Below are 13,452 nucleotides of genomic sequence, written 5' to 3' on the forward strand. Positions count from 1 at the left end.
GCCTGGGCCCAGGCCAAAACGAGGTAAAAGAGGCACGGCGGGCCACGATACCGCGGGCGCGCTTAGGGGCCGTCGGAACGGGGCGGGCGGAGCGGATGGTGCGGTCGGGGTATTTGAACTAGGCGCCTTCCAGGAGGATGACGGACTCGCTGTCCCAGTCGACGAGGACCTTTTGGGTCACGATGGAGTCGATGGCGCGGCCGCAATAGTCGGGCTGGATGGGGAGCTCGCGGCTGAAGCGGCGGTCGATGAGGGCGCAGAGCTCGACGCGGGCGGGGCGGCCGAAGTCGATCAGGGCGTCGAGGGCGGAGCGGATAGTGCGGCCGGTGTAGAGGACGTCGTCGATGAGGATGACGGTCTTGCCTTCGACGGAGAAGTCGATGGAGGTCTGGTTGGCCAGGCGAATGCCTTCGCGGACGTCGTCACGGTAGAAGGTGATGTCCAGCTTGCCGTAGAGGACCTTTTCCCCGGGGTACAAACGGCGGATTTCGTCGATGACGCGGTCCGCGAATTTGATGCCCCGGGGTTGTATGCCGATAAAAACGGTATGCTTGAAATCCAACCCGTCCTCCGTCAGCTCGTGGGCCAGGCGTTGGATGGTCAGTCGCAGTTGCTCGGGTTGGAGGAGGATGCTCGTCATAGGGGGTAAAGTTATCCTAAAAAGGGATAGCGATAATCCACGGGCGGGTTATAGTTTTCCTTGATGGTGCGGGCGCTCAGCCAGCGGTAGAGGTTGAGGGCGGAGCCGGCCTTGTCGTTGGTGCCGGAGGCGCGGGCGCCACCAAAGGGCTGCTGGCCGACGACCGCTCCCGTGGGCTTGTCATTGATGTAGAAGTTGCCGGCGCTGTGGGTCAGGCGCTGGGTGGCGCGTTCGACGGCGGCGCGGTCCTGGGCGAAAACGGCGCCCGTCAGGGCGTAGGGTGAGGTGCCGTCGACGAGGTCGAGCGCCTTTTCGAAGTCGTCGGCTTCGTAGGTATAGATCGTCAGTACGGGGCCGAATATCTCGTCGCACATCGTGACGAAGGCCGGATCGCTGGTTTCGATGACCGTGGGGGCCACGAAATAGCCGGCGTTTTTGTCATAGGTGCCGCCGACGAGGATCTTTGCGTCCTTGGACGATTTTGCCTTGTCGATATAGCCCGCGATCTTGTCGAAGGACCGCTCGTCGATCACGGCGTTGATGAAGTTGCCGAAGTCTTCGACGGTGCCCATCTTCATGGTCTCCACGGCGGTCTTTATACCGGCCCTGATGGCAGGGGCGAGGTTGGAGGGGATGTACGCGCGGGAAGCCGCGGAGCACTTCTGGCCCTGGTATTCGAACGCGCCGCGGACCAGACCGGTGACGACGGTGTCGGCGTGGGCGCTTTTGTGGACCAGTACGAAGTCCTTGCCGCCGGTTTCCCCGACGATCCGAGGGTACGTGCGATAACGGGCGACGTTTTCTCCGATGGTCTTCCAGATGTGGTTGAACGTTCGGGTGCTACCGGTGAAGTGTACCCCGGCAAAGTCCCTGTGGGCAAAGACCGTATCCCCGAACTCGGGGCCGTCGCCGTAGACGAGGTTGATGACGCCGTCGGGCAGGCCGGCTTCCCTGAATATTTTCATGACTACGTTCGCGGCGAGCACCTGGGTGTCGGAGGGTTTCCAGACCACCACGTTCCCGCAAAGGGCGGGCGCCGAGGGCAGGTTCCCGGCAATGGCGGTAAAATTGAAGGGGGTGATGGCCACCACGAAGCCTTCCAGCGGGCGGTATTCGAGACGGTTATGGACGCCGGGGGAGCTGATGGGCTGCTGGCGATATATTTCCGTCAGGAAGTGTACGTTGAAGCGGAGGAAGTCGATCAACTCGCAGGCGCTGTCGATCTCGGCCTGGTAGGCGTTCTTGCTCTGACCGAGCATGGTGGCGGCGTTGACCTGGTAGCGGTACTTGGTCGCCAGCAGGTCCGCGGCTTTGAGGAAAATATTGGCGCGGTTGGCCCAGCTTAGGTCGGCCCACGCCTTACGGGCGGTGAGCGCGGCGTCGATGGCCCTGGCGAAATGGCTTTTGTCGCCGACGTGGAATTTCCCCAGGACGTGTTTGTGCTCGTGGGGCGGATGAAGGGTTACCGTCTTACCGGTCCGTACCTCGTCGCTGCCTATATACATCGGGATGTCGGCGGTCTCCGCCTTCATCTCTTTTAGCGCTTTCTGCAAAAGTTCCCTTTCCTTGCTCCCCGGCGCATAACCCAGCACGGGCTCGTTCACAGGCAGGGGGTAAACAAAATCGCCAACACTCATGGAAAAAAAATTTCGCCAAAGTTACGAAATGTCCCTTTCTTGCAGCCCATGGGGTATTTTTTCCGATTCTCCTCCCAGGTGATCCGCGCCGCCGTATATATCCTCCGTCAACGTCGGATCGAAACCCGCCGGGCGTACGCCTTACTGGGAGACATTGAGAAAAAATACGGCGGCCGGTTCACCGACGCCACCCGGCGCAAGATCGCGGTCAGCTATGGCATTTATAATCCCATGATGTGCGACGCGTTTACGCTTCTGCACGGCCGCACGACCAGCACCGCGGAGAAGTTGAGGTTCATCCACTACTTTATCTGCAGCTCGCTCTTCGACGACTTTACGGACATCATCGCGCTGCCGGAGGACGAGCTGCTGGCGCTGTCGTTCGAGCCCGCGGGCTTTGTGCCGCGGACATTCGACGAGTCGGTGTTCCGGGATTCGCACCTGCTGCTGCGGGACCATGTGCGGGAAAAAACGATGTATGAGTCGCTGACGCGGAAATTATTTACGGCGCAGTGGGATTCGAAGAAGCAGGCACGCGTGGCCATCCCGGTGGGCGCGCCGGACACGCGGCTCTCCGACGATGCGCTGCGGGAGATCACGTTCCGCAAGGGCGGCTTGTCGGTGCTGCTCTGCAGCTTTTACCTCGACGCCTCCCCCACCCCCGCGGAGCGCGACTGCTGGTACCGGATCGGGACGATCATCCAGCTCACCAACGACCTCTTCGATATCTATAAGGACCTTGGGGACAACATGGATACGCTACCCCTGCGGATGCGCGACGTGGCGGTCTTCCGCGTGTTTTTCGAGGACCAGGTGAACGGGATACTGCGCACCGTCGAGGCGCTCGAGGTCCCGGAGCGCCGGCGTGCGCCGTTCCGCCTGGCCATGGCCGGGATATGCGCCTTTGGGATGATCGCGCTGGATCAATTGCAGGAGCTGACGCCGCCTTTTGATAAGTATTCCAGGCAGGAGCTCATCATCGATATGGAGAAAAGGCGCAACCTGGCCGCGTGGCTGAGGTATACGTACCGGCTGGCACGGCGGCCGAAGACGGCTTAGGCTTCGACGTCCTTTGCCATCATCAGGTACGCCTTGATAAACCCGTCGAGCTCCCCGTCCATGACCGGCCCGATGTTGTTGACCTCGTAGTCGGTGCGGTGGTCCTTGATCATTTTATAAGGATGGAAGACGTAGCTGCGGATCTGCGACCCCCACTCGATCTTCTTTTTGGAGGCGTTGGCGGCGTTCTTCATCTCCTCGCGGCGGCGCAATTCTTCCTCGTAGAGCCGGGATTTCAGCATTTTCAGGGCCTTTTCGCGGTTCTCGCCCTGGGTGCGGGCCTGCTGGCACTCGACGATGATGCCGGAGGGGATGTGCTTCAGCCGGACGGCGGTTTCGACCTTGTTGACGTTCTGACCGCCCTTTCCGCCGGAACGATAGAATTCCCATTCCAGGTCCGCGGGATTGACCTCGATCTCGATGGAGTCGTCGACCAGGGGATAGACGAAAACGGAAGCAAACGACGTATGCCGCCGCGCGTTGGCGTCGAAGGGGGATATCCGGACCAGGCGGTGGACGCCGCTTTCGGCCTTGAGGAAGCCAAAGGCAAAGGGCCCGTCGAACTGGAGCGTGGCGCTTTTGATACCCGCGCCCTCGCCTTCCTGGAGGTCGAGCTCGGAGACGGACCAGCCTTGTTTTTCTCCGTACATACGGTACATCCGCATGAGCATTTCGGCCCAGTCCTGGCTTTCGGTACCCCCGGCGCCGGAGTTGATCTGCACGATACCGGGCAGCTCGTCCTCGGGCTGGTTGAGGGTACTTTTGAACTCGGCCTCGTCGATGACCTGGAGGGCCCGGTCATAGGACTGCCGGACTTCGGTTTCGGACCCCTCGCCTTCTTTCCAGAAGTCGAAAAGGACCGTGAAGTCTTCTATGGAGGCTTCTACGTTCTCGTAGAGTTTTACCCAGTACTCGTTCAGCTTGATGTCTTTGAGGATCTGGGTGGCGCGTTCGTTGTCGTCCCAGAATCCGGGGGCCAGGGTCAGTTGTTTGTCCCGGGCGATCTTTTCCCTGCGGTCCGGGACGTCAAAGATACCTCCCCAGGACGACCAGGCGGTCCCTCATATCTTTTATCTGCTCTTGTGTCATAGCGGGCGAAGGTAAAACATTTTAATTATGTTTGTAGTATCCAATACATACCCTTGAGGCTCCTTCTCCTACTCCTCCTAATCAGCGTCCACGTTTCGGGACAGTATCACCGGGTAAAATTCCGCCGGCTGGGGACGGCCAACGGCCTTTCACAAAGCAATGTGACTTGTTTCCTGCAGGACCAGCGCGGGTTTGTCTGGATGGGTACGCAGGATGGGCTTAACCGTTATGACGGCTATCAGTTTACGGTGTTCCGGTATGACGTGGCGGATTCCCTGAGCCTGCCCAACAACTCCATAAAAGGGATGGTCGAGGGCCGGGACGGGTGTCTCTGGGTGGCGACCTGGGGGGGCGGGGTTTGCCGGTACGAGCCGGGAAAAGGGAAGTTCGCGCCGGTGCACCCGGTCCCGGACGTCTTTGTCAACTGTATCACCCTCGACCGGGACGGGAACATCTGGATCGGGACCGAGACCCAGGGCGCGTTCCTGATCCGGGAAACCGACGGGAGGATCCTGGCGCACCTGCCGCTGGGGGACGTGGTTTGTATCCTGAAATCGGGCAGCGGGGATATCTGGCTGGGTACCCGCGGCAACGGTCTGGCGACAGCGGATAGCCGGGGGCGGCTCCTGGGGTTCTTCCGCCGGCGGGACCAGGACGCGGCGTCGCTTAGCTCGGACGTGGTGACGACGCTGTTCGAAGACGACCGGAAGCGCCTTTGGGTAGGTACCGGGGGCGGCGGGGTCGACCTGCTCCTGCCGTCAAAGAGCGGGTTCGGGCACTATCGTCACGGCGATGCACCCGGTTCGCTGTCCAACGACATGATCTTCTCGATCGCCGAGGACGCCGATCATACGATGTGGATCGGGACCGAGAACGGCGGGTTGAACCTTTTGTATGCCGACGGTCGCATCGAACGGCTGGCGGAAGACGATATCGACAACTACAGCCTGAGCAACAATTCGATCTATTCGATCTTCCGGGACAGGGACAACAATATGTGGGTGGGGACGTACAGCGGGGGCGTGGACCTGTTCAACCGGGACATGGGGTTATTCCAGGTATACCGCCATAGCGAGGACCCCGCTTCGCTGTCCAACAACAGCGTACTGGATTTCTTTGGCACCCCGGGGAAGGTCTGGATCGGGACCGACGGGGGTGGTCTGGACGTCCTGGACACGCGCACGGGGCAAATCCGCCACATCCTGCACAAACAGGGAGTGGCCCTGTCGATCGGCAATAACTACGTCTGGAGCGTAGACGGCGACGGTCGCGGCCATGTATGGGCGGGCTCGGTTGCACAGGGGCTGGCGGAAATGGATACCACGGGCCGGGTACTCCGGTACTTCAGGCACGGCGCGGACACCGCGGGGCTTTCGGGGAATAACATCTGCGCGCTGTCGGCGGACCCCCGCAACGGGGATATGTGGATCGCCGCCTTTGGCGTCGGGCTGGACCGGTATGTAGCGGCCACCGGCCGTATCGTACACTATGGCGGTCTGTCGAGCAATAATATCCAGAAGATACTGGTGGATAGCCGCGGGCTCGTTTGGGCCGGTACCTTCGACAAGGGGATCGACGTCCTGGGCGCCGGCGGCCGGCCATCCCACTATGCACACGACAGTACCGGCAACAGCATCAGCAACAACGCGATCAACGACATCCTCGAAGACGCCGCCGGCGATATTTGGATCGCGACGAACTATGGCCTCAACCGGTGGTCCCGGCGCGACGGGACGTTCAAGGTCCTGCTTATAAAGGACGGGCTCGGAGGAAACATCATCCGAGCCTTGGAAACCGACAACCACCGCCGGCTGTGGATGAGCACCGACAAGGGCATCACGAGCTATGACCCGGTTACCGGGGCCACGCGGAACTTTTCGACGTCTTATGGGTTACAACCCGGCGAATTCAAGGCGCACTCCGCCTGGAAAACGCCGGACGGGACGGTCTATTTCGGGGGCACGGGCGGTTTTACCGTGTTCCACCCGGACAGCATAAAGCCGCACCAGTTCGACCCGCCGCTGGTGCTGACCAAGTTCTCGCTGTTTAATAAGGAAATAAGCCTCGACGCGGGGGAAAACGAAACCGGCGCGGTCCGCCAGGAGGAAGGCGGCCGCCAGGACATCACGCTTCCGTATAACCGTTCGGTCCTGACGTTCGATTTTGCTTCGCTCAACTACACGACCCAGGACAGGAAGCACTACGCTTACCGGCTACAGGGTTTTGAAAAGGGCTGGAACGACATCGGCATCCGGCATTCGGTCACCTATACCAACCTGGACCCGGGGTCGTATACTTTCCAGGTAAAGGGTTTTAACAACACCGGGCAATGGTCCGACAAGCTCCTGAACGTCCGCCTGGTCATTATGCCGCCGTGGTGGCTGACCTGGTGGTTCCGGGCGCTCCTCGCATTCCTGCTGATCGCCCTGGTCTACGGGATCATCTATTTGCGGGTGCGCAGTATCGCCCGGCAAAAACTGTCGTTGGAGCGGGAGGTGCTCGAGCGCACCCGGCAGCTGGCGGAATCCATCAAAAAAGAACGCGAAGCCAACGAAGCCAAAAGCATATTCCTAGCCATGATGAGCCACGAAATCCGCACGCCGCTCAATGGCGTTATCGGGATGTCTTCCCTGCTGTCCGAGTCGAACCTTTCGACGGAGCAGCAGGACTACGTGAAGACGATCCAACACTCGGGGGAGACGCTGCTCTCCGTGATCAACGACATCCTCGATTTTTCAAAGATCGAAGCGGGGCACATGGAGCTCGAGGACCGGGACTTTTCCCTGGAAGAGTGCGTGGGCGAGGTGCTGGACCTCTTCGGCCCGCGGTCGGCGGAGGCGGGCATCGACCTTGTTTGTGACATTGAAGAAAATGTCCCCACGGTTATCCGTGGGGACATGATCCGGCTGCGCCAGGTCCTGACGAACCTGGTTTCCAACGCGGTCAAGTTCACCAGGAAGGGGGAAGTGTTCCTGCACGTGGGCGCGGACGGCCCCGACCGGTTGGCCTTCACCGTCCGCGATACGGGTATCGGCATCCCTGAGGACAAGCTCCACCGGCTGTTCAAGGCCTTTTCCCAGGTGGACGCATCCACGACCCGGCAATATGGAGGGACGGGGCTGGGTCTGGTTATATGCGACAAGCTGGTCACCCTCATGGGTGGAAGCATCCGCGTTGCCAGCAAGGAGGACGAGGGCACGACCTTCCGTTTTACGATACGGGCTTCCAAGGCCACGGGGGCTGCTCCGCTCCCGGCCGCGTCGCCCGATACGGTCGACCTTGCCGGTAAGCGCGTGCTGGTCGTGGACGATAACGCCACCAACCGGCAGATACTGGAGAAACAGCTCTCCAAGTGGCGGCTTGCCGTCACGAGCGCCGAATCCGGTCGTGCGGCGCTGTCGCTGGTGCGGCAGGGGCAGTTTTTCGACCTGGTGATGACCGATATGCAGATGCCGGGGATGAACGGAAAGGAGGTGGGCGCGGCCATGGCGCAGGCGCTGCCGGGCGTGCCCGTGATCCTGCTCAGCTCGACCGCCGACGACATCTATCCGCAACGCGAAAACCCTTTCCAGGCCGTACTGCACAAACCCATCCGTCAACCACTGCTGCTGGGCGCGCTCCTGAACGCCCTGTCCGCCGGCAGGAGGCCCGAGCCGGCCCCGGTCCGGAAAACGCTCGACCCGACGTTTGCCACCGAAAACCCATTGCGTATCCTGGTCGCCGAGGACAACCCCGTCAACCAAAAGTTGATCGAGCACATCTTGCAAAAGCTGGGCTACCAGCCCGACAAAGCCGTCAACGGCCGGGAGGCGGTGGACAAAAGCGCGTCTTCGCCCTATGACGTGATCCTTATGGACGTAAGCATGCCGGAGATCGACGGGTTACAGGCGACGCGCATGATCCGGTCCCGGGGCGGCGCTCAGCCTGTCATCATCGCCATGACCGCCAACGCCATGGAGGGCGACCGCCAGGCCTGTCTGGACGCGGGGATGAACGACTATGTCTCCAAGCCCATCCAGCTCGACCAGTTGTTGCAAAGCCTCAAGAAATGGAGCGGCCCCGCATGATCAGGGTGTTGCGCTGGATCAGCGGATCCGTAGTCGTCCTCGGTTTCTTGTACCTGGGGTGTCTTTTGTGGCCGTCGGCGTTCTTTTCTTACCATACGCGGTATAAGGGGAATATATCTGTTTATACCAGCAACTCGCTGCCGTCCGCGCTAGCCGTTACCATGGACTCCGTGGCGTCGTTGCTTTCGCGGTCGCCGTTGTACGATACGTCATTTGAGGAGCGCGTGTTTATTGCTGGTGATTTGGGGGAGTTCAGTTTTTTTACGCGCGGACGCACCTACCTGGGCGGACTTTGCGACGACCGGCTGACGCGGAACATATTTATACACCCCGCCGATTTGCGCGCGGGGCGGCTGGAGCCTTTCCATGGGTGGCGGGACGAGCGGCCCCTCTCCTATTTTATAGCGCATGAGATCACGCACAGCCTGTGCTCTCACTACCTGGGGCGTTGGCATCGGCGGGTGCCCGTATGGTTGTGGGAGGGATATGCGGATTATATCGGGCTCGGGGCGTCGCTCCCGGCGCTGACGCGATCTTCTAATGCCTTCTATGTCGGCATTCTCCTCCGTCGTCAGGATATCCGGTCCTTGTTGTCATCCCCGCCCACCCTTTCGATCGCTATCCAGGCCGCCCGGATTTTCGCCGATTCTTTGGCTCAGGCTACCGGTCATTCGGCCCGCTAGGGCTCTTTTACCGCCGGTCTTCCTATATAAGATGTTAAAAGCCAGCGGGCGTGTAACCTTTTTCTTTCCCACGCGTCTCATTATACGTTAAAGGATTTTGCAATTTATTCACAATAGAATGTACCTAGTTCGGAAATTATTCGTAACTTTGCGGCGCTATCCGGTACCAAAGAGAACGACAACCCTCAGGACTACTTCAGAAGGCGATTGCTGAAGCCTCATTCGACGAAAAACTTGCTTGGAACTGCACCTGGAATTAGACTTTCCCCTGGCGTAAAGCCCTTCTATCTGCAGCAAAATCTTCGATTGTAAACAAAAAAACTACCGGTCACGAAAAATGACCGCTCATATAGCTAAATTAACCAGACATAGTATCTTGCATTGCATAGTACCCGTTTTAAGACATATCTTTGTATCACAAACAAACACACAAAAAAAGACCTTTTATATGAAACAGATTATCAACACTACCGGCTTATTACTCCTTATGTCCCTGTCTTCGTTTGCAGGGAGCCTGAAGGATACGACCGCTGTTCGCGTCGCTGACGCCCCGGACGCGCTGTTCGCCGCCGAATTCGCCCAAGTCGCCGCTAACCTCAAATTCGAGGTAGTCAACGCCGACGCCCAAATGACCCTGAACTATGCCGCGGCTTATACCGATCACAAATCCATCTCCCGCGCCGACGCGCTGACGGATCTGCAGATGAGCGCCGCCGTATTGGGTAACAAACTCGACAAGACGTCCGTGGCCGCTGCCAAGGATGCAGACCAGCAGATGAACGCCGCCCACCGGAAGGCTGTTGCCCTCGAGGCTCCTGATTTCCAGGGCGCAACTCTGACAAAATTGTTAATAGCTTCCGACAACGCCATCCACCAGCAATTTGCTCGTCAGTATGGTATGGAAGTTGCAAGTTCTAAATAAGCAGAAAGTTTCAGTTATTAGTTTTCTCATGTCTCTTGCGGGCTGGTGTTCTCACTAGCCCAATTTTTTGCGTCCCCGGCGGACGGCGTTCGGTGGTGGGCGGTGGACGACATTCGGCGGCTTTTGGCCCCCGCTCACCCGTTCGTCTCAGGTTTAGGACGGTTGGCCGCGAATTTCTTGGGGAGGGGCGGTTTTGCCGGTAACTTTAGGCATGACAAAGCACTTCTTACTGCTATCCCTGCTGGCGGGCGCGTCCCTGACGCTCCGGGCCCAGGAAACGGCGCCGATCATCATCAAGGCCACCCAGGTCTTTACGCCGCCGGACAATGGCGGGGACGACCCCAACCCGCCCCAGGAAACAAACATCACGGTTTGGGTAAAGGGGGCCCACGTCAAGTCGGAATCGAAGTCCGACGTCTCCCACAACATCACCATCGTCGACAAGGATGCCAAGAAAACGACCCAGCTGTACGAAAACGGCGGCCGCAAGTACGGGTACTTCTCCATCGATACGCCCCGGACCCGGCCCCAGCGCCTGGATTCGGCGGGCAATCCCGTTCAGCGCCGCGAACCCACGGTCGAATACGTCGACTCCACCAGGACGATCGCGGGGGTTACCTGTAAAAAGGCCATTGTAACGCTGTCATTTGCCGGCCGGACCATGACCACCGACGTGTGGTATACGACCGACCTGCCGATCAAGGAACCTATCCAGACCGGCGGACGTGGTTTTAACGTGGGTGGCTTCAACCAGATCAAGGGTTTCCCGATGGCCTTTACCACGAATGTCTTCAATGGCGCCCGGATCGAATACAAGGTGACCAAGGTGACGACCAACGCGGATATAAAGGATACCGAATTCGACGTGCCCAAGGGATACGACGTCAAACCCGAAAGCGAGCGCCCGCGTGGGCAGTTCGGCGGCGGCTTTGGCGGCGGCGGTTTCCGCGGCGGCGGAGGGGGACCTCCTCCGGGCGGCGGCGGGTTCTAACGTATTAAAGAGGGGAGTGTAAACGACTCCCCTCTTTTTTTGTACCTTTGCAGGCCCTTATGGCTGTTACTTCTATTATCACCCAATCGGTTCAATCGGCGCTCTTAGCTCTATACGGCCTCGAAGCCGACGCCCGGGATTTCCAGATCAACCAGACCAAGCCGGAGTTTGAAGGCGACTATTCGGTCGTCGTTTTTGCCCTGGTCAAAAAACTGCGCAAATCGCCCGATGGGCTCGCCACCGAGCTGGGGGATTACCTGGTGTCTTCACAGCCTTCACTGTTTAGCGCCTATAATGTGATCAAGGGGTTTTTGAACCTGACGATAGCGGATAGCTATTGGGCTTTGGTGCTTACGCCGGACCCCCGTTATGGGGCGTTGCCCCGCCGCGGGGAGCGGGTCATGGTGGAATATTCCTCGCCCAATACCAATAAACCGTTGCACCTGGGGCACCTGCGGAACAACTTCCTGGGCCGGAGCATTGCCAATATCCTGGATGCCTGCGGATACGACGTTTTTACCACTTGCATCGCCAACGACCGGGGCATCCACATCTGCAAGAGCATGATTGCCTGGCAGATGTTCGCAGAGGGCGCCACCCCGGAGTCCACCGGTACTAAAGGCGACCATTTTGTCGGCGACTACTACGTCCTTTTTGGCGATTTGTTAAAGTCCCAGGTCGCCTCGCTCGTGGCCGAGGGCGTACCAGCCGCCGATGCGGAAAAAGAAGCCCCCATCATGAAGGCCGCACAGCAGATGCTGGTCGATTGGGAAGCCGGGAAACCCGAGGTTATGGCGCTTTGGAGCCGGATGAACAGCTGGGTATACGAGGGTTTTGATCAGACCTACAAGGTCATCGGGACGACGTTTGACAAGGTCTATTACGAAAGCGAGACCTATTTGCTGGGCCGCGAGATGGTGGACGAGGGCTTGCGTAAGGGCGTGTTTTTTCAAAAGGATGACGGCAGCGTCTGGATCGACCTGACCGCCGACGGACTGGACCAGAAGATCGTCCGCCGCCGGGACGGCACGTCCGTATATATCACCCAGGACATCGGCCTGGCCGACCTCAAGTACAAAGAATTCGACTGCAACCAAAGCATATACGTCGTCGGCGACGAGCAAAACTACCACTTCAAGGTGCTAAAGCTGATCTGCGAGAAATTGGGCATCCCCGGGGCTTCCGGTCTCTATCACCTTAGCTATGGGATGGTCGAATTACCGACGGGGCGGATGAAGACACGGGAGGGGACGGTCGTGGATGCGGACAATATCATCACGGAGATGGTGGACCTGGCGCGTTCCAAGACGCTCGAGCTCGGCAAGGTGGACGATTTTACGGTTTCCGAGCGGGAATCGCTGTTTTCGGTCCTCGGCCTGGGAGCGCTGAAGTTCTTCCTGCTGCGCGTCGATCCACGCAAGAAAATGCTCTTCAATCCGGAGGAGTCGATCGACTTGCACGGGTTTACGGCGACGTTTGTGCAGTATGTGCATGCGCGGATTAAGTCGGTGCTGCGCCGCGAAGCGTTTGCGGGCGCCGTGGCACCGGCCGACGCATTGCCGCTGTTGCCGCTGGAGAAAGAGCTGCTCGTTGCCCTCGAGCAATTTCCGTCCATCGTCTCCAACGCGGGTGTAGAGCACGACCCTTCGCTCGTTGCGGGGTATGCCTTCCGGCTGGGACAAATCTTCAATTCCTTCTATGCCGCGCATTCCATCGGCTCCGCCGAATCTTCGGGCAAACGTACTTTGCGGCTCGCCCTCGCCCAGATGACGGGGAACGTGCTCGCGTTTGCGATGGGGTTGCTGGGGATCGAGGTGCCGGAGAGGATGTAGGCTACGCCTTTTTTGCGGCTTCTTCGTTCAGCTCGCGCAGGACGTCCTTGGCGGGGACGGTTTTGAAGCCGTGCTCGTCGCCGATGACGAGGTTTCCGTTCAAGGCTGCCTCGCGTTCTATCATCTTCCTTATGGCTTTTTGAATGCCCTCATTGATTTTTTCCGCGCGTGCAAAAATATCGTTTCCGCTATTTTTCATCGTGTTGACTTTGGCGAACAATAGTACTGTAAATATCGCCATTTGCAATCAAACCGTCAACATCCTTGCCACCTATGGCAACAATCCTGGACTCTTGGGCCATATTGTTGAAAATAGCCCAATCATCGCATATCGGCATGAATAGTTGACACAGATTGGCGATTCCGCGATAAAAACGACGTTCAATTATATCAAAGGGTATATTGTGCCCTCCTTTTTGTACACGGGCCGCCACCCGGTCTTTGGCAAACTCTGGCGAGCTCAACCAAAAGAAAAGCAGGGTGACTATATACCCTTTCTGCTGAGCCGTATGGATTAATTGTACATAACTGC

11 protein-coding genes are annotated in these 13,452 nt (G+C 58.9%); 6 read left to right on the forward strand and 5 right to left on the reverse strand.

Annotated elements, in window-relative coordinates; genetic code table 11:
• Positions 1–118: 118 nt before the first annotated feature.
• Together pyrR and pruA are read right to left on the reverse strand one after the other, a co-directional pair.
• Positions 119–640 (reverse strand): bifunctional pyr operon transcriptional regulator/uracil phosphoribosyltransferase PyrR, encoded by a 522-nt coding sequence (gene pyrR, locus VL547_RS22490; RefSeq protein WP_325582216.1) that lies wholly within the window; start codon positions 638–640, stop codon positions 119–121.
• An 11-nt stretch (positions 641–651) separates the two neighbouring features.
• On the reverse strand, positions 652–2,277 hold the full coding sequence (gene pruA, locus VL547_RS22495) for an L-glutamate gamma-semialdehyde dehydrogenase (RefSeq protein WP_325582218.1): 1,626 nt from the start codon (positions 2,275–2,277) through the stop codon (positions 652–654).
• Between the two features lie 48 nt (positions 2,278–2,325).
• On the opposite strand from pruA, the gene VL547_RS22500 reads away from it, so the two are divergent.
• Positions 2,326–3,336: a hypothetical protein gene (locus VL547_RS22500; protein ID WP_325582220.1), complete on the forward strand. Its 1,011-nt coding sequence runs from the start codon at positions 2,326–2,328 to the stop codon at positions 3,334–3,336.
• Here the strand turns inward: VL547_RS22500 and prfB are convergent.
• Positions 3,333–4,425, reverse strand: a protein-coding gene (gene prfB / locus VL547_RS22505) for a peptide chain release factor 2 (RefSeq protein ID WP_325582222.1) whose coding sequence is annotated in 2 segments (ribosomal slippage) — positions 3,333–4,376 and positions 4,378–4,425 — 1,092 coding nt in all. Because the reading frame shifts where the segments join, the coding sequence is not laid out codon by codon here. The two genes, VL547_RS22500 and prfB, sit on opposite strands and share 4 nt — an antisense overlap.
• A gap of 53 nt (positions 4,426–4,478) precedes the next feature.
• On the opposite strand from prfB, the gene VL547_RS22510 reads away from it, so the two are divergent.
• The 5 genes from VL547_RS22510 (at position 4,479) to argS (ending at position 12,920) form a co-directional block, all read left to right on the forward strand.
• Positions 4,479–8,492, forward strand: coding sequence for a hybrid sensor histidine kinase/response regulator (locus tag VL547_RS22510; protein WP_325582224.1), 4,014 nt, complete (start codon positions 4,479–4,481; stop codon positions 8,490–8,492).
• A complete protein-coding gene (locus VL547_RS22515; protein WP_325582226.1) occupies positions 8,474–9,175 on the forward strand; it encodes a hypothetical protein in 702 nt (233 codons plus the stop codon). Before VL547_RS22510 ends, VL547_RS22515 begins: the two co-directional genes overlap by 19 nt.
• A 448-nt stretch (positions 9,176–9,623) precedes the next feature.
• Entirely contained in the window at positions 9,624–10,097 is a 474-nt protein-coding gene (locus VL547_RS22520; RefSeq protein WP_325582228.1) for a hypothetical protein, read from the forward strand.
• 211 nt (positions 10,098–10,308) lie between these two features.
• Positions 10,309–11,088 carry a hypothetical protein gene (locus VL547_RS22525; protein ID WP_325582230.1) on the forward strand — a complete coding sequence of 260 codons (780 nt, stop codon included), beginning with the start codon at positions 10,309–10,311 and terminating at the stop codon, positions 11,086–11,088.
• A 59-nt stretch (positions 11,089–11,147) separates the two neighbouring features.
• Positions 11,148–12,920 (forward strand): arginine--tRNA ligase, encoded by a 1,773-nt coding sequence (gene argS / locus VL547_RS22530; protein WP_325582232.1) that lies wholly within the window; start codon positions 11,148–11,150, stop codon positions 12,918–12,920.
• Position 12,921: 1 nt separating this feature from the next.
• On the opposite strand, the gene VL547_RS22535 is transcribed toward argS, so the two are convergent.
• Together VL547_RS22535 and VL547_RS22540 are read right to left on the reverse strand one after the other, a co-directional pair.
• Positions 12,922–13,119: a hypothetical protein gene (locus tag VL547_RS22535; protein WP_325582234.1), complete on the reverse strand. Its 198-nt coding sequence runs from the start codon at positions 13,117–13,119 to the stop codon at positions 12,922–12,924.
• Positions 13,109–13,452 (reverse strand): hypothetical protein (locus VL547_RS22540; protein ID WP_325582236.1); only part of this gene is annotated, 344 nt, incomplete at its 5' end. The genes VL547_RS22540 and VL547_RS22535, both read right to left, overlap by 11 nt.

This window comes from Dinghuibacter sp., assembly GCF_035492835.1.
Classification (GTDB): domain Bacteria; phylum Bacteroidota; class Bacteroidia; order Chitinophagales; family Chitinophagaceae; genus Dinghuibacter.